This window comes from Pleomorphochaeta sp. DL1XJH-081, from assembly GCF_049310885.1.
Classification (GTDB): domain Bacteria; phylum Spirochaetota; class Spirochaetia; order Sphaerochaetales; family Sphaerochaetaceae; genus CAYZJV01.
The window spans coordinates 34,058-59,628 of the sequence record NZ_JBMDYO010000010.1; the positions used below are offsets into that span (position 1 = coordinate 34,058).

The 25,571-nt window shown below is 47.3% G+C and carries 24 protein-coding genes; 6 read left to right on the forward strand and 18 right to left on the reverse strand.

What is annotated here, in order from left to right; genetic code table 11:
* The first annotated feature begins 31 nt into the window (after positions 1 to 31).
* The 3 genes from ACODJP_RS12580 to ACODJP_RS12590 all read left to right on the forward strand — a co-directional run bounded on the left by ACODJP_RS12580 (position 32) and on the right by ACODJP_RS12590 (position 3,231).
* Complete coding sequence (locus tag ACODJP_RS12580; protein WP_422482037.1) at positions 32 to 1,369, forward strand: recombinase family protein; 1,338 nt, start codon at positions 32 to 34, stop codon at positions 1,367 to 1,369.
* A complete protein-coding gene (locus ACODJP_RS12585; RefSeq protein ID WP_422482039.1) occupies positions 1,366 to 2,946 on the forward strand; it encodes a recombinase family protein in 1,581 nt (526 codons plus the stop codon). The genes ACODJP_RS12580 and ACODJP_RS12585 overlap by 4 nt, the downstream gene beginning before the upstream one ends.
* 63 nt (positions 2,947 to 3,009) lie before the next feature.
* Positions 3,010 to 3,231 carry a hypothetical protein gene (locus ACODJP_RS12590; RefSeq protein WP_422482041.1) on the forward strand — a complete coding sequence of 74 codons (222 nt, stop codon included), beginning with the start codon at positions 3,010 to 3,012 and terminating at the stop codon, positions 3,229 to 3,231.
* Here ACODJP_RS12590 and hydE read toward each other — a convergent pair.
* The 11 genes from hydE to ACODJP_RS12645 form a co-directional block, all read right to left on the reverse strand.
* Positions 3,228 to 4,307, reverse strand: coding sequence for a [FeFe] hydrogenase H-cluster radical SAM maturase HydE (hydE, locus tag ACODJP_RS12595; RefSeq protein ID WP_422482043.1), 1,080 nt, complete (start codon positions 4,305 to 4,307; stop codon positions 3,228 to 3,230). The genes ACODJP_RS12590 and hydE overlap by 4 nt on opposite strands.
* Before the next feature lie 9 nt (positions 4,308 to 4,316).
* A complete protein-coding gene (hydG, locus tag ACODJP_RS12600) occupies positions 4,317 to 5,801 on the reverse strand; it encodes a [FeFe] hydrogenase H-cluster radical SAM maturase HydG (RefSeq protein ID WP_422482045.1) in 1,485 nt (494 codons plus the stop codon).
* Positions 5,792 to 7,048, reverse strand: a complete 1,257-nt coding sequence (hydF, locus tag ACODJP_RS12605; protein WP_422482047.1) for a [FeFe] hydrogenase H-cluster maturation GTPase HydF — start codon at positions 7,046 to 7,048, stop codon at positions 5,792 to 5,794. The genes hydG and hydF overlap by 10 nt, the downstream gene beginning before the upstream one ends.
* A gap of 10 nt (positions 7,049 to 7,058) precedes the next feature.
* Positions 7,059 to 7,307 (reverse strand): TM1266 family iron-only hydrogenase system putative regulator, encoded by a 249-nt coding sequence (locus tag ACODJP_RS12610; protein WP_422482049.1) that lies wholly within the window; start codon positions 7,305 to 7,307, stop codon positions 7,059 to 7,061.
* 70 nt (positions 7,308 to 7,377) lie between these two features.
* Entirely contained in the window at positions 7,378 to 7,521 is a 144-nt protein-coding gene (locus ACODJP_RS12615; protein ID WP_422482051.1) for a hypothetical protein, read from the reverse strand.
* A 478-nt stretch (positions 7,522 to 7,999) separates the two neighbouring features.
* Positions 8,000 to 8,467 carry a 2-amino-4-hydroxy-6-hydroxymethyldihydropteridine diphosphokinase gene (gene folK / locus ACODJP_RS12620; RefSeq protein WP_422482053.1) on the reverse strand — a complete coding sequence of 156 codons (468 nt, stop codon included), beginning with the start codon at positions 8,465 to 8,467 and terminating at the stop codon, positions 8,000 to 8,002.
* Between the two features lie 8 nt (positions 8,468 to 8,475).
* Positions 8,476 to 9,330: a dihydropteroate synthase gene (gene folP / locus ACODJP_RS12625; protein ID WP_422482054.1), complete on the reverse strand. Its 855-nt coding sequence runs from the start codon at positions 9,328 to 9,330 to the stop codon at positions 8,476 to 8,478.
* Positions 9,327 to 10,118: a GTP cyclohydrolase FolE2 gene (folE2, locus tag ACODJP_RS12630; RefSeq protein WP_422482056.1), complete on the reverse strand. Its 792-nt coding sequence runs from the start codon at positions 10,116 to 10,118 to the stop codon at positions 9,327 to 9,329. Before folE2 ends, folP begins: the two co-directional genes overlap by 4 nt.
* A gap of 3 nt (positions 10,119 to 10,121) precedes the next feature.
* Positions 10,122 to 10,481 (reverse strand): 6-carboxytetrahydropterin synthase QueD, encoded by a 360-nt coding sequence (gene queD / locus ACODJP_RS12635; protein WP_422482058.1) that lies wholly within the window; start codon positions 10,479 to 10,481, stop codon positions 10,122 to 10,124.
* A gap of 386 nt (positions 10,482 to 10,867) precedes the next feature.
* On the reverse strand, positions 10,868 to 11,068 hold the full coding sequence (locus ACODJP_RS12640) for a hypothetical protein (RefSeq protein ID WP_422482060.1): 201 nt from the start codon (positions 11,066 to 11,068) through the stop codon (positions 10,868 to 10,870).
* 393 nt (positions 11,069 to 11,461) lie between these two features.
* On the reverse strand, positions 11,462 to 12,868 hold the full coding sequence (locus ACODJP_RS12645) for a PLP-dependent aminotransferase family protein (RefSeq protein WP_422482062.1): 1,407 nt from the start codon (positions 12,866 to 12,868) through the stop codon (positions 11,462 to 11,464).
* A gap of 122 nt (positions 12,869 to 12,990) precedes the next feature.
* Here ACODJP_RS12645 and pdxS point away from each other — a divergent pair, with 122 nt between their 5' ends.
* Complete coding sequence (gene pdxS / locus ACODJP_RS12650; protein ID WP_422482108.1) at positions 12,991 to 13,863, forward strand: pyridoxal 5'-phosphate synthase lyase subunit PdxS; 873 nt, start codon at positions 12,991 to 12,993, stop codon at positions 13,861 to 13,863.
* Complete coding sequence (gene pdxT / locus ACODJP_RS12655; protein ID WP_422482064.1) at positions 13,860 to 14,423, forward strand: pyridoxal 5'-phosphate synthase glutaminase subunit PdxT; 564 nt, start codon at positions 13,860 to 13,862, stop codon at positions 14,421 to 14,423. Before pdxS ends, pdxT begins: the two co-directional genes overlap by 4 nt.
* Before the next feature lie 230 nt (positions 14,424 to 14,653).
* Here the strand turns inward: pdxT and ACODJP_RS12660 are convergent, their stop codons facing one another.
* Positions 14,654 to 14,965 (reverse strand): hypothetical protein, encoded by a 312-nt coding sequence (locus ACODJP_RS12660; RefSeq protein WP_422482066.1) that lies wholly within the window; start codon positions 14,963 to 14,965, stop codon positions 14,654 to 14,656.
* 246 nt (positions 14,966 to 15,211) lie between these two features.
* Here ACODJP_RS12660 and ACODJP_RS12665 point away from each other — a divergent pair, with 246 nt between their 5' ends.
* Positions 15,212 to 15,979, forward strand: coding sequence for a helix-turn-helix domain-containing protein (locus ACODJP_RS12665; RefSeq protein ID WP_422482068.1), 768 nt, complete (start codon positions 15,212 to 15,214; stop codon positions 15,977 to 15,979).
* Here ACODJP_RS12665 and ACODJP_RS12670 read toward each other — a convergent pair.
* The 6 genes from ACODJP_RS12670 to prs all read right to left on the reverse strand — a co-directional run bounded on the left by ACODJP_RS12670 (position 15,971) and on the right by prs (position 25,561).
* The gene (locus ACODJP_RS12670; protein ID WP_422482070.1) at positions 15,971 to 19,219 is read right to left on the reverse strand and encodes an AAA family ATPase; all 3,249 of its coding nucleotides are present in this window, start codon (positions 19,217 to 19,219) and stop codon (positions 15,971 to 15,973) included. The two genes, ACODJP_RS12665 and ACODJP_RS12670, sit on opposite strands and share 9 nt — an antisense overlap.
* Positions 19,216 to 20,439 (reverse strand): exonuclease SbcCD subunit D C-terminal domain-containing protein, encoded by a 1,224-nt coding sequence (locus ACODJP_RS12675; protein ID WP_422482072.1) that lies wholly within the window; start codon positions 20,437 to 20,439, stop codon positions 19,216 to 19,218. The genes ACODJP_RS12670 and ACODJP_RS12675 overlap by 4 nt, the downstream gene beginning before the upstream one ends.
* Positions 20,436 to 20,981, reverse strand: a complete 546-nt coding sequence (locus ACODJP_RS12680) for a transcription termination/antitermination NusG family protein (RefSeq protein WP_422482074.1) — start codon at positions 20,979 to 20,981, stop codon at positions 20,436 to 20,438. The genes ACODJP_RS12675 and ACODJP_RS12680 overlap by 4 nt, the downstream gene beginning before the upstream one ends.
* Entirely contained in the window at positions 20,978 to 22,819 is a 1,842-nt protein-coding gene (locus tag ACODJP_RS12685) for a polysaccharide biosynthesis protein (protein WP_422482076.1), read from the reverse strand. Before ACODJP_RS12685 ends, ACODJP_RS12680 begins: the two co-directional genes overlap by 4 nt.
* A 156-nt stretch (positions 22,820 to 22,975) precedes the next feature.
* The gene (locus tag ACODJP_RS12690) at positions 22,976 to 24,169 is read right to left on the reverse strand and encodes a pyridoxal phosphate-dependent aminotransferase (protein WP_422482078.1); all 1,194 of its coding nucleotides are present in this window, start codon (positions 24,167 to 24,169) and stop codon (positions 22,976 to 22,978) included.
* A 99-nt stretch (positions 24,170 to 24,268) separates the two neighbouring features.
* On the reverse strand, positions 24,269 to 25,561 hold the full coding sequence (gene prs, locus ACODJP_RS12695) for a ribose-phosphate diphosphokinase (protein ID WP_422482080.1): 1,293 nt from the start codon (positions 25,559 to 25,561) through the stop codon (positions 24,269 to 24,271).
* Between the last annotated feature and the right edge of the window lie 10 nt (positions 25,562 to 25,571).

A 25,571-nucleotide genomic window follows, 5' to 3' on the forward strand; every position in this document is an offset into this window, starting at 1 on the left:
AGGATGAACCAACAGGAGGGGACGCAGGACCATGCCAAAGATAACCAAGATCCAGCGTACCATCACTTCCCTTCCCACGAAAAAGCGGGTGGCAGCCTATGCACGCGTTTCAGTCGACTCGAACGAATTGATGCAATCCCTAGCAGCCCAGGTCAGCCATTACAGTACGCTCATCCAAGCCAATCCCTCTTGGGAATATGCCGGGGTGTATGCTGATGCAGGAATATCCGGTACGGGGATGAGACATCGCAGCGAGTTCAGACGGCTCATAGCCGATTGTGAGAGAGGCAAGATAGACATCATCCTCACCAAGAGCATCAGTCGTTTTGCGCGCAATACCGTCGATTTGCTCAAGACTGTGAGAAGCCTGAGGGAACGCAACATCTCGGTGCGTTTTGAGCGGGAAAATATCGACTCGCTCACCGGTGATGGGGAGCTGATGCTCTCCATCCTCGCTTCCTATGCACAGGAAGAAAGTTATTCGATCAGTGAGAACGTCAAATGGGGTATTCGTAAACGCTTCTCCCAAGGGCGCTTCCTTGCCTACAACATTTATGGATACCAGTGGGTTGAGGACCATTTCGAGATCATCAAAAAGGAAGCCGAGGCAATTCGGTTCATGTACCGTGCTTTCGCTGACGGCATGATGCTCACCGAAATCTCTGATACTTTGGCAAGGCAGGGCATCTTCAATAGAAAAGGTCTTCCATTTGGTAAGTCTTCGATCCATCGGATCCTCAATCAGGAGAAATATCAAGGGTTCAGCATCCTGCAGCGTACTTTCACAGACGACCACATCACCCATCGTAAGCTGATGAATCATGGTCAACTTCCCCGATTCGAGGTACAGGGCACCCACCCGGTAATCATTGATGAAGAATTGCACCAGAAAGTGAAAGCAGAGCGTGAACGCCGACGCCGATCAGGTGCGGTGAGATGGCGGCGTGCCACCTGCTTTACTGGCAAGATTGTCTGTGGCTATTGCGGCAGCACGTTCACCTATACTCCGAACACGTGGAGCGGTGAGCTCACAGCGTTCCAACAAGGCCACTACCAGTGTTCCCTCAAGAGGAAGCGTGGAGCCAAGGCCTGTCAGTCAAAGAGCCTACCGGTCTATACCCTACGCCAGGTATGTTGTTCGGTTATTGGACCATTAGATGGTGCATCACCGGATGATCCCTTCGAAGAAGCTTGGATTTACAGCCATGTTGATCATATCGTGGCTTTCGTCGACACCCTTGAGTTCCATCTCAAGAACAACGAAGTGATCACCACTGCCTGGAAGAACACTGCCAAGCGAGATGCCTGGGCATATCGACAGGCATTGGCACAGCAACAAGAAAAGAACAACAGAGAGGTACTATCATGAGAGCAGTACGCGTAATCCCGGCAGTACGGGATTATTCCACTGGACAGGCTACGGATTCCTTCGCGCCAAAACGCCGGGTCGCAGGCTATGCCCGCGTTTCCACTGATAGTGATGACCAATACGCATCGTATGAAGCGCAGGTGGATTATTACACGAGTATGATCAAGGCCAATGCCGAGTGGGAGTTCGTCGGTATTTATACCGATGAGGGCATCAGTGGTACCAGTACCACCAGGAGAGAGGGCTTCAAGCGGATGCTCGATGACGCGCTTGCAGGCAAGATCGACCTGATCGTCACCAAGAGCGTCAGTCGCTTCGCACGCAATACCGTGGATAGCCTACAGACAATACGAAAGCTCAAAGAACACAAAGTGGAGGTCTACTTTGAGAAGGAATCGATAAAGACCTTTGACAGCAAGGGAGAACTGTTGATCACGATCATGAGCTCCCTAGCCCAGGAAGAATCACGCAGTATCTCCGAGAACGTGAAATGGGGGCGAAGGAAACGCTTCGCCGATGGACAGGTGACTGTGCCATTTACGCGATTCCTAGGATACGATAAAGGTCCTAATGGCTCCCTGGTGGTGAATGCCGAGCAAGCGAAGCTGGTGCGGTACATTTTTTCACTATTCCTGCAAGGTTTGACGTTCCATGGGATTGCCAAGCGTCTCGGGGACGAAGGGTACACTACCGTGACCGGCAAGAGCTTATGGCACTCATCGACCATCCACCAGGTACTCACCAATGTGAAGTACAAAGGTGATGCCTTGTTGCAGAAGTACTACATCGCCGACTTTCTTACCAAAAAACCCATAGTGAATAAAGGGGAAGTCCCCCAATACTATGTAGAAAAGAATCATGAGGCGATTATCGCCCCCGAAGTCTTTGATCTGGTGCAGAAGGAAATTAAGCATCGCAAGGAGAATGCTGAGGCGATGAAAGGAAAGTACCTATTTTCCGGTCGGATCCGATGTGGCCACTGTGGAGGTACCTACGGACCCAAGGTCTGGCATTCCAAGGATCGATACCGCAAGGTGGTATGGCAATGCAACGAAAAGTATGCCCAGAGGCACCACAAGTGCAGCTCTCCACACTTGTATGAGGATGCATTGCAAGACCTGTTCGTAAAAGCGGTCAACAGTATCATCTCTCGTAAGGATGAAATCATAGGAAACTTTGGGAAGATCACCGAAGAAATCTTCGACACTTCCCAAGATGAAGCACAGCTGGAAGCGGTGAGAGTAGAACGTCGCGAAATTGTCTCACGCATGGAACAACTCAATACTGAGCATGCCAGTACAGTAATGGACCAACGAACGTACCAGAGCCGGTTTGATCAACTTTCAAATCAGTATTCCGTGGTCAACAAACATCTGACAAATTTGGAAGATTCAATACGTGAGCGAAAATCCCGTAAAACCAAAACAGAACTGTTTCTCAAAGGTTTGAAGAAGCAGGAGGGTGTGGTTACCGAGTTCACCGAGCACCTTTGGCATTCGCTTGCCGATCATGCTGTGATCTACAACAAAGAGGATGTGCGGTTCATCTTCAAGAATGGGATGGAGATCCAAATATAGTTAATCCCGGATCAGAACCTCTATCTTGGATTATTGAAATATGGCTCGATTTCTCGTACTGCTTTGCTTGAGATACAGGAAATAATTGAGCAAAATCAAGCTGGATCCAGAAAACTTCCCAGTACATCTTTGGTGAACGACCGCACTGGAGAGGTAGTCTACTTACCACTAGAACCACAACATATCGATGGTCTTATGGATAACCTGCTGAGAATCGTCAATGATTCAAGTGCTTGGGAGATTGATCCACTGATCAAGATGGGTGAAAGCGAACACCTTGTTTAGCTGAGAACCTGTCTGGCCTGTGTTCGTTGTAATGCATGGGGAGAATCTCCCCAGGCATCAAAGCCGACTTTTCTGCCGATGGATGTAATTCTCCCGAGAAGACATTCGCGACACTCGTTCTTCGATTCTTCAACACAGGGCTTCCCCTGATACAGCTGATACCCCTTTCTCACATCCTGAGGAGTGAGGTTCGGCATTGTCACGTTTGCCCCATAGGCGAGCCCCCTTTCTCTTCCATCGGGATAGAGAGCCTGCAGCGCAGTGGTCGATGCGATATTCACATCCTTCAGGGCAAGGCGTACCGCAGCTATCATATTGAGTGAGAGCTGCATGAGAGCCTCTTTCTCCATCATTCCCTGACGTGCCATCGGGGAATCTTCATGGACGATATACGGCCCCATCCCGATCATATCAACGTCCATATCCCTGAAGAACAGGATATCATCGGCGAGCATGTCGATGCTCTGTCCGGGCAGACCGATCATCACGCCGGTTCCTACCTGAAAACCTATCTTCCTGAGAGATCTCAGGCAGGATATGCGCTCTGACAGTCTCTGACTGCTCGGGTGAAGGCGTCGGTAGAGCGCTTCATTGGTGGTCTCGATACGAAGAAGATAGCGGTGTGCTCCTGCGTCAGCCAGACGCTGATAGGTGTGTTCATCCTGCTCTCCGACACCCAGGGTGATCCCGAGGCCCTCCGGCAGGCGTGGTGAGACACTTTCCCGACGTAACGTCATTATCAGATCCTCAACGAAGGAGATGAACGGCTGATCCCGACGCTCACCGGACTGAAGAACGAGAGAGCCGTACCCTGCATCCCTGCACCACAGTGCAGTGTCGATGATCTCCTGTTTTGAGAGCGTATATCGATCGGTGACACGGCTGTTGCTTCGCCTGATCCCGCAGTAATGACAGTCGAGTGTGCAGATGTTGCTGAACTCGATGATTCCCCGGTAGTAGACATCAGTCCCTACCTCCTTCACCATCACTTCCCCCGCGCGCCGCTTCAGATCCTCGATTGCCGAAGTATCGGTGTGGGGAATGGAGAGGATTTCGATGAGCTCCTTTCTGGTCATAGCCGTCTCCTAGAAGTAAAGATCTCGGGATCCCTGAGCTGTCTTCTCATAGTAGGCCATAAGCATATCGAACATGTCAGGATTCTGCTCCCTCACTTCGCGTATCTCCTTCTGGATCAGAGGTTCAGCTGTCCGGCGGGTTTCCTCGCTTGCAAAGTCATCGAGCCATTCCCGATAGGTGATAATCGCATTGAGCTTACAGAACTTTCCTTCGGTACCACACTTCAGCATATCCATGATCTTGTTACCAGTTCGCCCGCACCGGTACCCTGCAGTGCAGAACGAGGTGATGAACCCCATCTCGGCCATGTCACGCACCACCTCGTCAAGTGAGCGGGAGTCGCCGATCACGAACTGCTGCCGCTTGAAATCCTGTTCCTGAGAGTCTCTGCTATAGGCACCGAGACCGATTTTCGTCGATGCATCGGTCTGCGTAATTCCGAGGGGGAGAATCCTGCGCCTGAGCGGGGCATCTTCCCGTGCAGTGAGGATCATACCGGTGTAGGGAACGGCAAGGCGAAGGGTAAGCACTGCGTGCTTGAAGTCTTCATCATTCACCAGATACTTCGACTCAGTTGCCAACGGTGCATTGCTGGCCGGTTCTAGTCGGGGAAATGAGATCGTATGAGGCCCTACCCCGAATCTTCTCTCGAGTTCATGGGTATGGCTGATCAATCCCATCACTTCGAAGCGCCAGTCATAGAGGCCGAAGAGCGCCCCGATTCCGACGTCGTCTATCCCGGCATCAAAGGCGCGGTGCATGGTGTACAGTCTCCAGTCATAGTTCCCTTTCAGGGTGTTCTGCGGATGCACCTGTCGATACGTCTTCTTATGATACGTCTCCTGGAACACCTGATACGTGCCGATACCCACTTCCTTGAGACGTTTCAGGTCACCTATCGACATGGGAGCCGCGTTGATATTCACCCGTCTGATCTGACCGGAACCCTTTCGAGTCGTGAAGTGGCTCCCGTAGATCTCCTTCACGGTATCGACGATGTAACCGATGTCACTGTCGGGATGCTCTCCGTACACGACGATAAGACGTTTGTGACCGATCTCTCCTGCGAGGGTCTGCACCTCTTTCTTCAATTCGTCACGGGGAACGATTCTGCGTTCCATCTCACCGTTTTCAGCTCTGAAGCTGCAGTATCTGCAGCTGTTTACACACTTGCTGCTCAGGTACAGCGGAGCGAAGGTGACGATACGGTTGTCATACACGAATTTCTTGATCCTGATGGCAGCCTCCTCCATCTCGGCGATGAGGACGGGGTCCTTCACGTACAGGAGAGCTGCAGTCTCTCTAAGGGAAAGTGTTTCGATTCTCAGGGATTTCGCGATGATCTGACGAACATATGCCACATCCGGCTCCCTCATCCCATCAAGACAGCTTTCGATGAGCTCATCATCGATAAAATCCTTTTCACTCTCCTCCTTGTAGCGATCGATCTCGTCCTGTCTTATCCTGGTCTGTACCCAATCCTTTATATGCATTGCTTCTCTCCTTCTCTCTCCATGATCTCTTTCAGCCCCTTGAAGGGGGACAGAATCCTCTCCAGCCTTCCGTGGATAGCGGAAATGGCTATCCCATAGTTCGTGATCGGAACACCGGCGGTGCGGGCTTTCTCGATACGCATCAGCATCTCACGCCGGGTGAGCATACACGCTCCGCAGTGGATCACAAGGGCATACTCAGCGAGGTTATCAGGATAGTCACGCCCACTGTACACGTCGACTTTCACCTCAAACCCGAGGAAGGCGGAGAGCCACTTCGGGATCTTCACCCGTCCGATATCGTCATCCATCGCATGGTGGGAACAAGACTCCGCAATCAGGATCCTATCGGTGGGGGAAAGCGTTTCAAGCGTGCGTACTCCTTCCACCTGCACCTCCAGGTCTCCCTTGCTGCGGGAGAAAAGCGTTGAGAAGGTCGTGCAGGGAATGCTCTCAGGGGTCTCGGCGACCATCCGGTCTACGACCTGGGAGTCGCACACCACAAGATCGGGAGGGCTCGCGCAACGCTTGAGAGCACTGAGGTATCCACTCTCCTTTACCACCGTCACCTGACAGCCGTGATCGAGCACATCGCGGATCGCCTGGACCTGAGGAAGGATGAGCCTCCCCTTCGGGGCCTCGATATCGATGGGTATGATGAATATCACATGCCCGCCGGACGGCAGCAGATCACCGAGCAGTGGGGGGGGCGCAAGGAAGTCTTCGGGTACGAGGGTGATGAGAATCTGTTTGAACTGATCGATATACCTGTCCCGGTTCACCGTGTCGACTGCAGAGAAACCGAGGATTCGTTCAGGAGGGATGGAAGGATCCACGTTCTCACCCGCACTGACCCCACCGTGCAGGTCACACTTGTTCGCGATAACGATGACGGGGAGGTTATGAGCCTCCGCTTTCCGCCTGATGCGCTCTTCGCAAAGTCCCCAGTGGCCGGCCTCGGTTACCAGGACTGCGATATCGGCACGGGAGAAGATCTGTTTGGTTCTGGCGATCCTCTTCGAGGCGAGGGCGGACTCATCATCGATACCGGCGGTATCAAGAAAGACGACAGGACCGAGGGGAAGGAGTTCCATGCTCTTTTCCACAACATCTGTCGTCGTTCCCGCATGGGAGGAAGTGATCGCCACCTGCTGACCGGCAATCATATTCAGGACGCTCGACTTGCCGACATTGGTCCGTCCGAACAGGCCTATGTGAAGTCTCAACGATTTCGGTGTTGTGAACATCGGCTCTCCCCTATTTCTTCGAAAGGTTCGATTTCACTGAAACACCATCGATCGCACCGAGCTTGCCGGTGAGGGCACCGAGTGCATCGCTTGAGATATCCACAATCAGGGTAATGACCGACACCTGTTTCTCTCTGTAGGGGACCCCGGTTCTGCTGATGATATACTGTCCGTAATCGGAGAGAAGATGATTCACCCCATCGGCACTCTCTTCCCGGTTCTCAATGATGATCCCGATGAATCCAAGTCTCGTGTCCATATCACAATCCTCCTGTACACCTGCACAGGGAACGCCATGAGAACATCACTGAAGGTACGGGGTGAGGACTTCACAGCAATGGAACCAACAACCACTCAGCAGCTTTCGGGTAAAAAGCTCCCTCATGGACACCGATACGCAGTGTCTCCTCGTTACACATCACAACAGATGATTCCCCAAGCTGAGGAGGCTCATGACCGTAATCTTCAGACACGAAGCGCTCTCCCTTACCGCAGGAACTCGATAATTTTATATCAATATAGGGCAGGAAGAGAGAAATGTAAAGAGCCTTCAGGTTTTTTCCGTCTGTCCCGGTGGCCGGTGTACCGGAAGGCATGCAGGATGGAGTTTGCACGGGAGAATGGACACATGAGGCGTATCGGCTGTGTTCATTGTATCGTTTCCAACTTCTCAGCCGATATGGTCCCCAGATCATATGCCATCATCGAAATAGGACAATCATCAAACAACAATGAAAATAGATAACCACCAATCGAATTACAGGCTCATTCTGTGGATTTCTTACACTTTTGACATCCCCCGCTTAAGACCCACATGGTCAGGAGGCAGGGTCAGATAGTCACATACACTTTGGATGAATATTTATTTCTTCGTATCAACAAATGCGTTGGCATATTTCGGGTCACCTTCTTTGGAGGCTGTGTAAAACATCATCATATCAGGCAGACCATTTATGTACTCTGTATCTCGTCAAACAATTGTTGTATAGTTTTTTTGAAAATGGGATGGAATGTTTCTGGTGCAATTTCAACCAAAGGCCTTAATACGAAATCCCTGTTATGCATATCAAGATGAGGAACTGTCAAATCCAGCTCTTTTATAGTTTGTTGTCCAAATAAAATAATATCTAAGTCAATAATTCTTGGTCCCCAATGAATTTTCCTTTTCCGCATCATCACTTCTTCTATGTTCAATAATAATTCAAGCAGTTGTCTAGCCTCTCCGGGGAAAGCGACTTCTACAACTCCATTTAAGAAAACATCCTGATCAATGAACCCGTATGGTTCTGTAATATACCAAGAAGAAGATTTAACAACCTTAATTCCTTTTTCATCCATTAATAACAGTGCTTTTTGTAAATTTTCTTGCTTATTGCCGATGTTTGTACCTAATGCTACAAATATTTTCTCTTTATTCATTGTATTCTCTATGCCTTCCCAATTGCCTGAAGCATATCAACAAAACGTCTATTTTCCGCAACATCATGCACCCTCAGAATATTTACGCCCCTATCAATTGCTATTGCGTGTATTGCAAGTGTACCTTCCAGCCTTTCATCAACAGGTAAGTTTAATACATCCTGAATCAAAGATTTACGGGAGGCTCCTATCAATAATGGCAAATTAAAGACATGTAGTTTATCAAAAAAGGTAATAATCATTAGATTATCGTGCAACCGTTTACCAAAACCTATTCCTGGATCAAGTATAATCTGTTCCCTTACGATCCCGCGGCTCTCAGCGAAATCAATCCTTTCAACAAAAAATTTACATATTTCTTCTATCACGTCCTCATAATATGGGTCTTGCTGCATGCTCTTTGGCCTGCCTTGCATGTGCATGATAATAATTGGCGCTCCAGCTTCAGAAACAATGCTAGCCATTTCCGTATCAAAATTTAAACCGCTTATATCATTTATTATATCAGCTCCGCTCTCCAACGATTGCTTGGCAACTTCTGATTTATAAGTATCAACAGAAATGGGGATATCAAAATTTTTACGAATAATTTCAACAGCAGGAATTAATCTCTGCAATTCTTCATCCAAACTGATGCTTTCAGAACCAGGTCTGGTTGATTCTCCGCCTAGATCGATAATATCCGCGCCGGTGTTAACCATTTCATCTATTCTTCTTAATAATAAATCGTTGTCCCTAAATCTGCTACCAGGATAAAAAGAATCAGGGGTGAGATTGATAATGCCCATCAATAGTGGTTTCGTCCAAACATCGAGCTCTTTTTGCAGCCTAGGAAGAAAAAGATTCATTTTACGCTTCGTCATAAGTTTATTTTCCATTTTTCATGTGATGCAAAAGCATTATGATTATGTATGCTTTCGAAATTTTTCACTCGTACATTGTACCAAGAGATTCGATCATCCTTTTCAAGTTTAATAATCATCTCTCTTATTATATCCTCAACAAAACGAGGATTCTCATATGCTTTTTCAGTTATATATTTTTCATCCATTCTTTTCATCAATGAATAAATTTCGGCGGATGCTGATTCTTCGGCCAGCTGAACTAATTCTTCGATCAGTATCAGATGATTCATTCTTACCTGTACTTTTATCGCACCTCGCTGATTATGGCCGCCATATTTACTTATTTCCCGTGAACATGGGCAAAATGAATGAATAGGAACGGTCACTTCGAGAATCAAATCAAAATTCTTTTTCTTTTCTGCAATTAAACGGCATCGATAGGAAAGAAATGATTTAATCTTGGAAACAGGTGCTTCTTTTTCAATAAAATACGGAAAACTTATTTCAATTGATGATTCATCGGCATCAAATTTATCGAGCATTGCTTGAACAATTTCTTTAAGCTTTGTTGTTGAGATTACGTCAAAGTACTCATGGATTATTTCTAGGAAACGACTCATGTGAGTACCACGAAATTGTTTTGGCAAAGCAACAGACATTTTAATTTTCGCAACTGTCGATTGGATTTGATTCTGTTTATCTTTTATACGTATGGGATATTCCAAATCTTCAATTCCAACATTATCTATGTCAATATTTCTGTAATCTTTTTCATTCTGAGTATCTTTAAGACAATTTTTTATCACTATTTAATCTCCTCGGTAGGTAACAAAACTTGTCGGAGTTTCCCATAATTTCATTTCGCTAAGATTATAATTTTGTCCTCTCAATTTATCTTTAAGTATTTCCCATATCCAATAAATAATATTCTCCGCACTGGGCTGGATAAAAATATCATTCAAATTGCTATGGTCTAAAATGGACAGTATATGCTCTTTTACGATAAGTTTTAAAGATAAAAAATCAAGAACCATACCCTCATTATCACGCTCACCCTCAACGGTTACGTGTAGTTTATATGTATGTCCATGTAAATTCTCACATTTGCCATGGTATTCGCTTAAAAAATGTGCCGCATCAAAAGTAAATTCTTTAGTTATGAAAAACATTGACTTCTCCTGTATCCTTGTTGATACCGTAGGGAAACATACTAACGTGAAGATAATGGATACTCAATATGGATATCCATCCCAAATACATAAGAACCACGTAACTACTCAGGCCACTCTGCAAATTGATTGAGTAAATCAAACGAAAAAGTGCCTGCAAAGATCTGGAACAGAGCATCTATTGGAGCGATGCTGTTCTTTCGGCAAGTATCGATGATGGAGAATATGGTAACGAAACGCTCCCCCCCATCACTTACCCTGGATGCGCCAGCTATTATGGAATTCAAAATTTTATTGGAGTAGCCGGTCAGAAATAATCTGAAGTGGGTTCTCCATAAAATAGACTGTAGGGTAAGTGGTAATCTGGAGTGGACGGGCAAAAGAAATCAGGCTTCCAAATCTTCAATGATCTCTTGCAGAATATCGCTGGTAAAGTGGCTGCAGAAGGGTTCTTCACGATAATTCCGACACGGACAACTATCGGAACAAACCCGACGATATTCCAAACTTTCATTTTTCGTAAAAGAGGTTCGAGGATTCTCTTTCCATGCACTGCGATCGGTTTGCAATGGTAAAGTTGTGGACATCCTGTGTTGGTAGGGGTCTCATCAGCACACTATCACATATGAATGGATACTGGCCGGCTTTCAGGGCCTCCATCGGAAATAACTATGAGATGGTGGACATGCCGATAAACATCAACTGTCAATTTCTCAACAACTTGCGTATCCACCAGAATGACCCAACAGTTTCATTCAAGTGTGATTTCACAGAAAATTATTAAGGTTGATCGAAACTGAAGAATGTGACTGATTTAGGTAAGTTAGCCACTTGCAAAATGGGCGGGCATCGTGAATCTGAATCCTTTGACTGACACCATTGACGATGGTCGGGAACGTCAAACATCGTGATCGCCTCATTCCCACGGAAAAACACTGTGAATTTAATAAGTGGCTACGTTCCCTGTACCCGCTCGGGTATCAAATGGGAGGGAACCATGAATCCCGAAGCAAGGAAACCGCCTTCCCGATATCATCGATACCCATCGTAGAATACCCCAACAACACCGTGTTGGTGGTTTCCTGTTTCGACAAATCGGAATAATACCGGGACATTCCGTACACTTTCACCCGATTCTTCTCCGCTGAAGAAACCAATTCCGTTTCATCCATGCCATTGTATACATGCAAGACGATATGCAAGCCTGCCGCAACACCATCGATTTCTGAACCCGGCAGCATGTCCCGTATGGCCGAGACCAACGTTTCACGCTTACGCCCGTACGTATTCCTCATCCGATTGAGATGGCGCTCGAATTGTCCACTGTCCATGAATTCTTGCAGGGCCTTCTGCTCGAAAGTCGGCACCGGACATACATGGAAATTCAATTTCTCGTCGAATATTCCCACAAGTTTCTCGGGCAACACCATGTAGCTGATTCGTAGTGCCGGGGACAACGACTTTGAGAATGAACCGAGATACACAACCGTTCCCTGCCGATCAAGTCCTTGCAACGATGGAATCGGATTGCCCGAATATCTGAATTCGCTGTCATAATCATCCTCAATGATAAATCTTCCCGCATTCCCATAGGCCCAGTTGAGCAATTGGATACGTCTTCCGATAGGCATGATGCATCCGGTCGGGAATTGGTGCGACGGGGTGATACATATGACATCGACCGGAGATTGCTCCAATGATTCGGGCAGCAATCCCTGTTCATCGAGGGGCAATGGTGTGTAACGTGCACGATTGCTCCTAAAGAGCAGACTGAGCTTTTCATATCCAGGGTTTTCTATGCCATACACGGTCGAAGCCTCGAACAGTTGCATGATCAACTGCAGCAGGGACTCTGTTCCCGAACTTACTACGATTTGTTCGGGCAAGCAGACAACTCCCCTGGAATACCGAAGATATCTGGCAATACTGGTCCGCAATCCAAATTGTCCCTTGGGATTTCCCACTCCCAACAGATCCGCGTCATCCCCATTGATACCCTCACGCATGACTTTCCGCCAACGTGCAAAAGGGAAATGCTCCCGATCCACCCCTTGGTAGGAAAAGTCGTAGTCGAATCGTTGCTGCATTGGGATATGTTTTGGCACATCCTGGAATCGCTCGCCAAGATCCACCACACCGTCCATTTCGGCTACGAAATAACCGCTCTTTTCCCGCGAAATCAGATATCCCTCATCGACAAGCTGGTTATACGCCGCCTGGACCGTGTTCAGACTGCATTGCAGGCTGGCTGCCAATTTCCTTTTCGATGGCAATTTTTCATTGCAGGCGAAATTGCCACAGGCAATCTCGCTTTTCATCCACGAGTATATCTGATCCGACAGATTCATTGTTCCTCTTCTTTCTAGCTGCAGGAGGACGTGTTCCATTTCTTCAACTCCCAATCTGGTACCATAAAATATACTATTTCTGATACTTTTTATACACTCAGTCTTACCCTATAGTAGGGCAATTGTGCAACAGTAGGGATATGCAAAGGAGACGTAACGATATGAACGACAGATACGAACTCAACAAGAATCTCGCGCAAATGCTCAAGGGTGGAGTGATTATGGATGTGACGACACCTGACCAAGCGAAGATTGCCGAGGATGCGGGGGCATGCGCCGTCATGGCCCTTGAGCGGATACCCGCCGACATTCGGGCTGCTGGCGGTGTATCACGCATGAGCGATCCCGGCATGATCAAAAGAATCCAAGAGGCAGTCACAATCCCGGTCATGGCGAAGGTGCGGATCGGGCATATTGTCGAGGCACAAATACTGCAAGCTATCGAAATAGACTTCATTGACGAAAGTGAAGTACTTTCTCCAGCGGACGATGTTTTCCATATCGACAAGAGCACGTTCGATGTTCCGTTCGTGTGCGGCGCAAAAGACCTGGGTGAGGCCCTGCGACGAATCGGAGAAGGTGCGTCCATGATCCGAACCAAGGGAGAACCGGGAACAGGCGATATCATCCAAGCTGTCCGCCATATGCGACGTATCAACCAACAGATCCGGAATATCCGGAACATGCGGGGGGATGAACTCTTCGAGGCCGCGAAGACATTGCAGGTACCATACGAATTGGTTCGTCTGGTCTTTGATCTAGGGAAACTCCCGGTCGTCAATTTTGCGGCAGGTGGAATAGCCACTCCGGCAGATGCGGCGCTTATGATGCAATTGGGTGCGGAGGGCGTCTTCGTCGGTTCAGGTATCTTCAAGTCGGGCAACCCGGCGAAACGCGCCCAGGCGATAGTCAAAGCTGTTACCAACTTCGATGATCCGGACCTGCTGGCACACGTATCGGAAGGCCTGGGGGATGCGATGGTCGGCATCAATGAGCAGGAAATCAGCCTGCTTATGGCGGAGCGCGGGGCATGAAAATCGGGGTATTGGCGCTTCAGGGGGGATTTGCCGAACACTCTCGTGCCTTGGACACTTTGGGTATACCGAACTTTGAAATCAGAAAGGCAACGGATCTGAACAAAGGCCCCGACGGATTGATAATCCCCGGTGGCGAGAGCACGGTCATGGGAAGACTCCTTCATGAAACAGGATTGTTCTTTCCACTCAAGAAGATGATCGATACCGGTCTTCCCGTTTTCGGAACCTGCGCCGGGATGATCCTCCTTGCGAGACAGATAACCCATGAGCCGAAGCCATATTTTTGCAGCATGGACATATCGGTGAAAAGGAACGCATTCGGGCGGCAGATGGGAAGTTTCCACACCACCGGCGAGTTCTTGGAAATCGGAGATATCCCCATGACCTTCATACGTGCCCCCATCATCGAGATGGAAGGTCCCGATATCCAAATACTGGCATCGGTCGACGGCAACAAGGTAGCGGCTCGAAACAAAACCATGTTGGTGACGGCCTTTCATCCGGAGTTGACCGCAAACCTGCAGGTCTTGCAGTATTTTCTCGCCAAGGTGGTCTAGAAGAGAACATTTTCCCATTATCGTCGGGAGCATTGCGGACAATCGTCAAGGGACAAGTATCATCCCTTGACGAATCCGCACGGATCATCGGTACTTCGGTATCAACCTACAAGCGCAATATTTCTTGTTGTTTTAGGCTTTCCCCTTTGTTCCCCAAGTCTGAACATTACTATATAAACTCATACTAATTAAATATTTATCACCATTTTTAAGTTTCTACGCAAGATACTTTACTCTGATTTATCAAATTTGTTAAAAGTGAATAAGGATACAACAATACCAACAATCATACTTATTGGCATGGCAATGATTGCTGGTTGAGTAAGAGGAATGATCGCATTTTCTCTGCCTAGTCCGTACAACTCAAACATATCCGGTCCAATTATGATGACCACCATCGATACTACAATCCCAGCGAAAATTGAATTAGTAATTCCCACTGAAGTTGTCCTTTTCCAAAACAGAACCAACATAATAGCAGGAAAATTGGTAGATGCCGCAACTGCTAAAGCCCAACCAACAAGAAAGTAGATCTTCGACATTGTCCAAGAAATGAATAAAATTAGAGCCAACATCGAGGTTGATGAGCACGGGAACAGGGTCCGTAAGAACACCCATTGCAACATGGAGCAAAGTGATAAAAAGGTTGAAGAACTAATCGAATAGAGGTGACAAAGAGTAATTAATTACTTAACATATGTTTACTAATTTGCATCATTAAAACTAAAGGTGCATCTTTGATATTTCTTTAACATAGAAATACTTATTGTGCCATTTTCCACGGTAAAATGGACCAGTTGACTGGGAGATTATATGAGATCTTTGCATTATGGATCACACTGGTCTCCATACTCCTTACCACAGTACTACTCTATGTGATGAGCCGTTATATGATCGGACTGCTTCCCATTGAAACACGGCAACGCAAGATTGGCCATCGCACGCTGAATATCATTATTTTGGCATTTCTCATCCTCAGCTTGTTCTTCATCTTGGGAAGAAGCAATGGCAATTGGGTCGTTGCTATGAACTATACGTTTGGTTTCCATTTCTTCTCAGGTAGCATGTTAATGGTCATCCATGGCGTAGTAGCCTTGATATATAGGAAACGCTCTAGTGGATGGGAACAGGAACAACTGCTTAGCGGTATCAGTTTCACCTTTCTTCCCCTTATCGTGACATTTCCGCTCGATCTCCTGTTCTTCCGTGACCATACCTTCAAGATTGCCTATCTGAGCTTCTCGGTCTTCGTGGTGTACCTCTATTTCTTCATAAGTCGACACTACTTTCAGGATTTTGACAAACCATGTCCAGAAGGACAGATTCCCCAACACTATCTGGATGAACACGGAATCTCAGCTAGGGAACAGGAAATCATAGTTCTCTTGGTGGAGGGAAAGACAAACCGAGAAATCGCCGAACGACTTTTCATCAGCGAAAATACTGTGAAGACGCATGTAAAGAATATCTATACAAAATTGGAAGTCTCTAACCGTGTACAACTTTTCAGCCTTCTCCGTGGTACGAGAAGTCCAAAGGTAACATCTTCAAGATAACAGAGAGCAACCTGGACCTTGTAGCCGGCTCATTCCTCCCGATAGGGGGACTACCGAAATCTGGACAGGAATCCGTTCTTGCAAAGCCCCTACATGGCTGATGATTCCCACGAGTTTGCCTTGGTTGCGTAGTGCACTGAGTGCATCAAGAGCCATTTCCAGTGTTTGCTCATCCAACGTACCGAAACCTTCATCCAAGAACAGTGAATCGACCTGCACTTTACTACTAGCAATCGTTGAGAGTCCGAGAGAAAGGGCAAGGCTGACGAGAAAGCTTTCTCCTCCCGAAAGATTCTTGGATGAACGAATCTGTCCTGCCTGGTAGAGATCGACTACCGCAACATCAAGAGGCCTCTCGGGGTCCGGGGATAAAAGATAGCGGTTTGTTAGGGTTTTCAGATGCTCATTCGCATGAGCAATGAGAAGTTCAAAGGTCAAACCTTGGGCAAAGTTTCGGAATTTCTTTCCATCATGACTGCCAATAAGTGTATTGAGACGATCATATTCCCAGAAAACCTGTCTCTGTTTTTCAATCGCTTCGCCTTTTTGGGAATACAGAGTCCGCATTTCCCCATCATTGGCAAGTCGTTCACTGATAGCTCCCTTACGCTGGCTTAGCCGAGAACGTTCATTCTTGGCATATGCAAGCACTTCTTGGAGTTTCTCCATTGTCCAATGCCCATCTTTTTTTGACTCTGTATCAGCAAGTTGCCGCTCGATCTGTGAGATCCGCCTATGGGTATCAATCCTACGTTGATCGAAATCATCGATCGTCTTTTTCAACTCCTGGCGCTTTTCAGCATCAATCCTCGATTGGATAAAATCCTCTTCTTTCTCGAATCCGTTCCCAAGCAGAGCTTTTTCGAACATCTCTTTCGCTTGTCCGACAGACACCGAGTAATCCGAAAGTCGCTCCTTTGTCGTAGAATACGCTTGTTCGGCCAATTGTTTCTTTTGCAAAAGTTCGGATAGCGCTTTCTGCTGCTTCTCATTGGCAGTATCGGCTTCATTGAGAGCCTCTTGAAGCGTTTGTTCCCATACCCCTACACTCTTCTCTCCAAATAACTCGTATAAGGAGTGACTCAGTGCATCTACTTCAGATCTATATTCTCGTAAACGCCTACGAATAACTGCAATGCCTTTATCAGAATCGACTTTGGATTCATATTGCAGGGAAAGCTCTTTATCGGCTTGAGCCTTCTTCCCCACTTCCACCTCCAAAGCCCTACTTTGATCACCGTAGGATTGGGCTCGTTGGTCAAGTATTTGGATAGTAGATTCGAGGGATTCGACTGTCGGATTTCCATCGACAAAAGGAGCGATCATAACACGAATCTGATCCCAGAGGTGGTCACACTGCCTCTGGCTCTCCGATTGATGACTTATAGTGTCTTGAACCTGAATATCTAATGACGCGATCTGCTTTTCGAGCGATGATAGCGTCGCCTTCTGTCCGCTACCCGATTGTCTCAATTGGCCTAATGACTGTTCCAATTGTTGGAGACTTTTCTCCTCTTTTCCCAGCTGGCCTAGCAATACATGAATTTCCTGCAAACGGGAGTTACTCTCATCATGGTTGGGAGCATTACCCTCAAGGAAAGGATGCTCGATTGAGCCACATAAGGGACAAGGCTTTCCCGCTTCCAATTGCTCGCGTTGTTTTTCCAGTGCTGTTATCCGAGCCAGAAGGAGAATTTTCTCCTGAAGGTGTTCCATCTCCTTTTCAAGTTCTGCCCTTGTTGTATCGGCAAGAAGGTTGGAAATATGATTCTTTATCCCTTCCATCCGTTGAAGAAGAATTTTCTCTTCATCGTCCGTTCTTCCAATCGCTACAGAGAGCTCATCCCTATCAGACCTCAGAATAGCCAACGTTCTCTCGATGGATTCGGATCTTTCTCTTTCAAGAGAAAGCTGTGATTGTAATGCAACCAATCGCACCGAGAGCTCCCTTATCTTAGGTAATAGCGAATCGAGCTGTCTGTCTTCGATGTGTGATCCCAACCACGAGCGGATTCGACTTATAGTCTTTTCCGATTCCTGTTGTTCATGTGAATACCGAGATATTTTATGCAGCAAGGTCCTTCGTTTTACCAGCGCTACCGTGAGATCCCTTCTTTTTTCATCGGCATTCGTTTGGATGTGTAAAAGATCGTTGGCAAGCTTGCGGCCTTGTAACAAGATAGGCTGTGCTTCTATCAATCTACCGCGCGCTTCATCCCGCTCTTTTTCTGTCTTGTCCGCCTCGGCCTGTGCCGTATCCAATAGATCTGTGGTAGTGGATAACTCGAGATTGATTTTCTGTAGTCGATCACACTCTCTCCTCTCTGAATCAAGAAGGGCTTGCAACGAATCGTACAGAGGTTGAATTTCAAGGGCTTGCAGTGAGAGTAGGTAAGATTCACGGATTGGAAGAATACTCTTTTCCTCCAATTCCAGTTCTTTTCGCACAGCATATAGGCTATCACGGTCACGCTGTAAAGATGTTATTAGATCCAATACTCCTATGGCGGAATTCACAGCGGTATAGTAGCGCTCGATAGCCTGCTCCCAATGAGAGATTATGGTCAGTTCGTTATCCAGATTCTCGCGTTCATCCTGCGCCAATGGTTTGAAAGCCTTCGCCTCCGCTATCAGTTTTTCAAGCTCCTCCAGCTGTTCCCGCCGCTTCGTATGGACTAGCTGCGAAATCCGAGAATAGATCTCTGTACCGGTAATCTGTTCTAGGATGGGAGACCTTTGGTCTGCATCGGCATGGAGAAATGCGGCGAAATCTCCTTGGGCCAACAACATGGATCGAGTGAAACGTTCAAAGGTCATTCCGGTAAGGCGTTCTACGGCCTGGGCAACTTCCCGTTTTTTGCTATGGAGAATCTTTCCCTCTGTAATATCGGCAATCTCGTGCTGGGAATTCACTAGGTTACCATCGATTCTGTTATTTGCCTTATGTTGTTCCCACGAACATCGGTAAACACCGTGACGAGTTTCGAATGTGACTTCGGCATAGCAATTCGTCCGCTGCCTACTCATGATTTCATTCGACTGCCCACCTATAGACTCCAATCGTGGTGTTCTCCCATAGAGCGCAAGGCAGATGGCATCCAAAATTGTCGATTTTCCCGAACCGGTGGGTCCAATTATTGCGAAGATCCCATCATTCACGAACTCCCTGGAACTGAAGTCAATCTCCCATTCTCCGTATAGTGAATTTAGGTTGGAAAAACGTAATCCCAGGATTCTCACGTTTGCTCCTCCTGAAGAGAGAAGAGAATCTTCTCATACAAAGTAGTAAGCAATTCAGCCTCCCCATTCTCCAAATCCTCAGAGGACAATCTTCTTCGGAAAACCTCCCGCTCATCTAGATCATCCAAGGTTTGCTGCCAAGAGTCGGGATGCAGGACATGGTCGGTCAGCCTGATATTTTCCAAACGAAGGATTTCGACACCACTGCCTTCGACAATTCTATCCAGATGTTCTCTCAGGACTGAAGGAGAAAGGGTCCCATCGTAGGAGACTTCGACCCACACACTACGATCTACAGCGGTCAATGTTTGCAATTGGGTCTCGATCTCTTCCAGGCTTCCAGATATTTTCTGTAGCTTCTGGAATGTGGGAACATCGATTGTCTCGATAACAGGAAAAAGTGAATCGGGTTGAAAATCGACTAGTACTACCTGTTTCTGTTGGTTAGCCTCGCCGAATCCCATGGGAAGTGGAGACCCCGAATAACGCACCGTCTCCCTTTTCCCCACGATTTGTGGTACATGGAGATGTCCCAAGGCAACATAATCGGCCTCGGAATCGAATAAGGATGAGGACACTTCAGCCGCTGTTCCCACATACAGGTCTCGTACCCCATCACCATTGGCGATCTTACCTCCTGTCGTGAAAAGATGACCTGTCACGATAAGAGGAAGATCTTTACCGATCTTTTTCCGCAGAGCCTTCGCTTTCTCCTGGATAAGAGCATAATGGGCGCCTATTCCCGCAACCAGACGTTGGGCTTTCTCATTCGGTGAGCCTTCAATACTATCGCGGACGTCACGATCACGAAGGAAGGGAACCGCACAAACAATAGCCTGAGGCTGACCATGTATATCACTAAGGAGGATCACCTCTTCTTCGGGCTCCTTTGGGCAAGAACCGAAGACATGGACACCAATGCTTTCCAAAACCTGTTTGGGGGCATCTAACATCGAGGGTGAGTCGTGGTTTCCTCCTGTGACGACTACATGAGTGCAACCAGAATCGATCACCTTACGTAAGAACGAGTAGTAGATCTCTTGGCTTTTGTTTCCTGGAGAGATGGTATCGAATATATCGCCGCACACCAAAAGGAGATCCACCTTCCTATTGACCATAGTATCAGCCAACCAGGATAGGAAGGCTGTATGCTCCTCGTGCCGCCTTTTGTCGTAGAGAGTACGGCCGATATGCCAGTCGGAAGTGTGTAGTACTCTCACCCTCTCGGTTTCTCCTCTTCCTCCGTAGCATCAATCACGTTGATACTCAGGTTGACCCGTCTTTCTGAACCGGCGAACATGAATCCGACCACAACCCGCTTATGGTGACGATCAAGTTTCACAATACGCCCTTCCATATCCTTCAATGGGCCATCAAGGACTTTGACGATTTGACCGTGTTTGAATACGACCGTACTGGGTACAAATTTCCCACCATGGTTGTAGACCCACATAGCATACTGCATATCGCCGGAGCGCAATTCCATGGTGTTATCGGGATTACGAAGGATCTTATAGGCTTCACGTTCCTGTCTTATTATGAAGAGAGGGAATGGGATCTCATCCTGCAGATAGATGAATACATAGCCAGGAAGCAACGGTTGTTCGACCCTTTTCCATTGGCCTTGCTTGCGTTGGTTCATCAATCTTGTCGGATAGATGACCTCGAGTTCCATATCGAAGTAGTCGCGCATATCTTTTTTCAGGAGCTTGACCAGCTTGGCCTCGGCTCCTGTCTTGCAATAGAGACAATATGCTTTCATAGACTACTACCCGTTCCAACTCCTCCTTGATAGGTGAATTCGGGAACTAAGTCACGGAGGATACCAACAAGCTGTTGCGGTTCCATGGTATAGACGGACTGAATAAATTGCTCGAATTCTTCCCTTCTCAAGGTACCGTTCACTATCGCCTTGAAAACCTTCGGGTTATCGGTAGGAATGGTCTTATCTTTATCGCTGAGCTTCTCCTCGTAGAGCTTTTCTCCTGGACGAAGCCCGGTTATGATGACTTCGCTTCTTCCATCGCCAAAATATTTGACCAGTCGTTGGGCAAAGTCGTAGATATTGACCTGCTCTCCCATATCAAGGACCATAACCTCTCCTCCGGTTCCAAGAGCTCCGGCTAGGAATACAAGGCTGACCGCCTCAGGTATGGTCATGAAGAAACGGATAATCCTCTTGTCGGTCACTGTTATAGGTAAGCCGGCACGCATTTGTTCCAAGAAAAGGGGCAACATGGAACCACGGCTACCTAAGACATTTCCAAATCTCACACAAACAATTTCTGTCTCCCGGGTACTGAGCATACTGGCGACCATTTCCGCGACCCGTTTGGTAGCACCCATGACATTGGTAGGATTAACAGCCTTATCGGTCGATACGAGGATACATTTATCTGCCGAATAGTCGATAGCGGAACGCAATACGTTGTAGGTACCACCAACATTGGTTCGTACCGCCTCCTCTGGATAATATTCCATCATTGGAACATGTTTATAAGCTGCCGCATGGAAGACGATCTCCGGATGATATTTCTCAAACACCCGACTTACCTTAGTGGCATTTCGGACATCACATACAATAGGCATGATCGTTTCGCTGAATTCGGCCTGGTATTTGTGTAGCTGCAGTGAAAGATCGTGCAACTCAGTCTCATCGATATCGAGCAGCAAGAGTTGGGCTGGTTGATAACTGAGCAGTTGGCGGGAAATTTCACTACCGATGGAACCTCCAGCTCCAGTTACTAGAATCCTCTTGCCGTTTACCATCTCTTGCACAGGAGTCTTATTGAAAGTAATAGGACTTCTTCCAAGGAGGTCGTCGAAGTTTATCGAACGGATATCGGCTACGCTTTTCCTCCCCTGCTCCATTTCAAATAACGAAGGTACGATCTTGGTCTCTATGCCGAATTTTTCTGCGACATCTAGAGACTTGCGCATCTTCTCGCTTGAGAGGTCGGTGATCGCCAATATAAGAACCTCTGCCTGGCTACTACGGACAATTTCGGTAAGATTATCGATCGGTCCGAGTACAGTAAGACCACCAACGATTGAATGTTGTTTGGCGGGGTCGTCATCAACGAATCCCACAAGATGGTAGGGAAGCTTCTTTTTATAGAACTGCCGTGCGAGCTGCAATCCAATTTCTCCAGCACCATATACCAGAGTACGTGGATAACCGTTACCAGTCGCCACCCGAACATGGTAACTGAACAACATCCGATAGACGATTCGATAACCGAGCAAAAAGAGTACGGTATAGGAAACGTAGACACTGGTAAGTCGGAAAGCGAAGGCAAAGTCCTTCATCTGTGTCAAAACTATTACAAGAATTACCAGCGATGAGAGTAATAAGGCGCTTGCTCCACGGACAGCCAAGTCGAGAGAACTGTCCACAATCCGGATATTGTAGATCCTAAAAGCCATCAAGAATGCAACCTGCATAAGAATGATGGCGAATATGGGGATTATATTAGAGTGGATAATCAGGAGATTGGAGGAGACGGCATAGGATGCGAATAGGGCACAACAATAGAGAATCGCTATATCGGCTACCGCAAGAATTCCCCGCCTGAGCAACCGCTTCAACCTATTCTTCATTACTACCCCTTGCATCTCTTGATCTTACTGTCAATTTAATTGACACGCGGTGACATAAGTAGATATCCATCATACTTAAGACGCTGTCATTTTGCAACACAATACAGTAATGAATGGATTACTCGTGTCACCACTTCGGATATTCCTGTGTCTCCTCTACGGGCGAACTCTCTTCGGATAGGACTCCAAAGCTGCCTTCAGGCAAGCCATCGCATACTTGAGATCAACCGTATTAAGTACATACGCTATACGGACCTCATCGTGTCCTAAAGTGGGGGTCACATAGAAACCCTCGGCAGGTGCAAGCATGACTGTCTGCCCATTCAATTGGAAATCGCGAAGAAGATAGATACAGAAATCCTCGGCATCTTCTACAGGTAGCTTAGCAACAAGATAGAAAGCTCCCTTTGGAGATGTGCAGAATACCCCAGGAATTTTCTTCAATTCCTCCACAAGGAAGTCGCGTCGCTTCTCATATTCAGCTTTCACGATATCCAGATACTCATGAGGAGTCTGGACTGCGGCAAGTGCGGCAACCTGCTCGATATCGGGTGGACACAATCGTGCCTGAGCAAGCTTCATAGCCCCATCGAGTACCTTATGGTTCTTACTTACTAAGGTACCGATCCGCGCTCCGCACATGCTGTAACGTTTGGAGAATGAATCTACAACAATTACACGATCAGCATATTCGGGATAACTGAGGACACTAGTAAAATCCTTCCCATCGTAACAAAATTCCCTGTAGACTTCATCGACAATAAGGAAGATATCATGTTCCCGAACAAGTTCAAGGATTTGATGCAATTCATCATCCGTATAAATATGTCCGGTAGGATTGTTGGGACTACAAAGCAGTATTCCCCGAGTCTTCTCGGTGATCTGGGCTTTGAAATGATCGATATCGGGAAGCGTGAATCCGTCGGCGATATTCGAGGTGACTGGCTTGAGTACGACACTCGCACCATGGGCAAATGCCCCTACATTGGTGTAATAGGGCTCTGGGATAATAATTTCATCTTCCGGATCACACAATGTCATGAAGACAAACTGCAAGGCTTCACTTCCACCAGTAGTAATCATAAGATCTTCGGGCGAAATATCCACACCGAAACTCTTGTAGTAAGAAGGTAAAGCCTCCCTGAGTTCCAAATCTCCTTCACTTTGTCCATAAGCAATTATTTGTGCTCCATAGTTTTGGACAGCTTTGATGACTTGAGGAGGAGTCTTTATGTCGGGTTGACCGATATTGAGATGAAAAACATGAATTCCCCGTCTTTTCGCATCATTAGCGTAGGGAACGAGTCTCCTGATAGGTGAAGCTTGAAATCCTGATATTCTTTCTGACATCCGCATGGTTCTTTCTCCTGATAGGTACAGTTTTACGCGACTCCGTCACGCATTGGCGGGGCCTTTCGACCAGCCGAGGAGAGGGTTTCCCAGGAATCGCTATTTGCGGTCCCGGTAGACTTCCTTGCTCCCCGGCGATGGAGCCTGCGGATTTGCCTGACTCATATCGACGAAGCGGTGTATGAATTGCCGGTTGTCCAAAAGTGGACTGAGCGGTCTTCCATGGTGCAATCTACTAATAACTCTGGCGAAGAGCTCGGTTACGTCAGCCTGTACGAACCACTCTTTGTCGGTAAGTGATTTATCATGGAACACAGCGTTGGTACCAATTACCCGATAGAAGACCCCTTCCCGATAAGCCTTATCGAACTCTTCCCTGGCATTGCCATTGAAGAATGGAAGGCTGACCAGACAGATTATCCTCTTTGCTCCAAGACTCCTCAATTCCCGCATCGCTATCAACAACGTTCCGCCGGTACCGATCATATCATCGGCCATGAGGACCGTCTTTCCCTTCACATCTCCCAAGAGACTGATACTTCTGATATTCGATCTACTGGCATCCTTACTCACGATAGAGTAATCGCGCTCTTTATAGAGCATGGCCAATGGGCGGTGGAGAGCTTCTGCATAGAATTTATTGCGCTGTACGGCTCCGGTATCGGGACTCACCACGACAAGATCGGGATCACTGAAATCAATAATCCGATGCAATTTGATCAAAGCCTGGTAACTGGCATGGAGATTCTCCAAATGGGTCTGATTGAAGCAATTCTCAATCTCCCTCGAATGAATATCCAAGGTAATGATACGTTCTACACCCATATTCTCGCACATACGTCCGAACATAGCCGCTGTAAGGGCTTCCCTTCCACTCTTCTTATGCTGTCTCGCATACGGATAGGTGGGAAGGACTAGTGTAACGCTCTCTACACCCGCATTCTTCAAAGCATTGATGGTGGTGAAAAGGAACATGAGATGGTCGTTTATCGACACATGCACAGCTTCATCACAGCCTGCGAGCTTGATAGGATACTGGTTTGCCATATCATAGACGATGAACATCCTCAATCCACGCACAGCCTGCAGAATCTCCGCCTTCACCTCGCCATTGGCAAACTTAGTATATTTTACAGGAATCTCAAAATCGGGGCAGGTATAAGCTTTCGGTTTTCGTCCCCTGGGAATCTTCTTGCTGATCATATCGTCATTAAGGGTAACCACATCGAGCAGCTGTTCGGGTGTCATGTTGTGCCGTTTCACCAACGCTGCGCTCAACTTCTGATATCGATCCAGATACAATCTACGCAGGTGTTTGACAACCTTTCCAGCGAAATATTCGGAGCCGGGACCGGCTATGACTCCCAGCTTGTGTGGCTTGACGATACTCATGGCTGTACTC

Coding starts and splice junctions, on each gene's coding strand:
- ACODJP_RS12685 (WP_422482076.1), bottom strand. CDS start 22,819: ATGAAGAATAGGTTGAAGCGGTTGCTCAGGCGGGGAATTCTTGCGGTA.
- folP (WP_422482054.1), bottom strand. CDS start 9,330: ATGACGAAGCGTAAAATGAATCTTTTTCTTCCTAGGCTGCAAAAAGAG.
- pdxT (WP_422482064.1), top strand. CDS start 13,860: ATGAAAATCGGGGTATTGGCGCTTCAGGGGGGATTTGCCGAACACTCT.
- hydG (WP_422482045.1), bottom strand. CDS start 5,801: ATGCATATAAAGGATTGGGTACAGACCAGGATAAGACAGGACGAGATC.
- hydF (WP_422482047.1), bottom strand. CDS start 7,048: ATGTTCACAACACCGAAATCGTTGAGACTTCACATAGGCCTGTTCGGA.
- ACODJP_RS12690 (WP_422482078.1), bottom strand. CDS start 24,169: ATGTCAGAAAGAATATCAGGATTTCAAGCTTCACCTATCAGGAGACTC.
- folK (WP_422482053.1), bottom strand. CDS start 8,467: ATGAATAAAGAGAAAATATTTGTAGCATTAGGTACAAACATCGGCAAT.
- prs (WP_422482080.1), bottom strand. CDS start 25,561: ATGAGTATCGTCAAGCCACACAAGCTGGGAGTCATAGCCGGTCCCGGC.
- queD (WP_422482058.1), bottom strand. CDS start 10,481: ATGTTTTTCATAACTAAAGAATTTACTTTTGATGCGGCACATTTTTTA.
- ACODJP_RS12585 (WP_422482039.1), top strand. CDS start 1,366: ATGAGAGCAGTACGCGTAATCCCGGCAGTACGGGATTATTCCACTGGA.
- ACODJP_RS12580 (WP_422482037.1), top strand. CDS start 32: ATGCCAAAGATAACCAAGATCCAGCGTACCATCACTTCCCTTCCCACG.
- hydE (WP_422482043.1), bottom strand. CDS start 4,307: ATGACCAGAAAGGAGCTCATCGAAATCCTCTCCATTCCCCACACCGAT.
- ACODJP_RS12645 (WP_422482062.1), bottom strand. CDS start 12,868: ATGGAACACGTCCTCCTGCAGCTAGAAAGAAGAGGAACAATGAATCTG.
- ACODJP_RS12680 (WP_422482074.1), bottom strand. CDS start 20,981: ATGAAAGCATATTGTCTCTATTGCAAGACAGGAGCCGAGGCCAAGCTG.
- ACODJP_RS12610 (WP_422482049.1), bottom strand. CDS start 7,307: ATGGACACGAGACTTGGATTCATCGGGATCATCATTGAGAACCGGGAA.
- ACODJP_RS12640 (WP_422482060.1), bottom strand. CDS start 11,068: ATGTCCACAACTTTACCATTGCAAACCGATCGCAGTGCATGGAAAGAG.
- pdxS (WP_422482108.1), top strand. CDS start 12,991: ATGAACGACAGATACGAACTCAACAAGAATCTCGCGCAAATGCTCAAG.
- ACODJP_RS12660 (WP_422482066.1), bottom strand. CDS start 14,965: ATGTCGAAGATCTACTTTCTTGTTGGTTGGGCTTTAGCAGTTGCGGCA.
- ACODJP_RS12665 (WP_422482068.1), top strand. CDS start 15,212: ATGGACCAGTTGACTGGGAGATTATATGAGATCTTTGCATTATGGATC.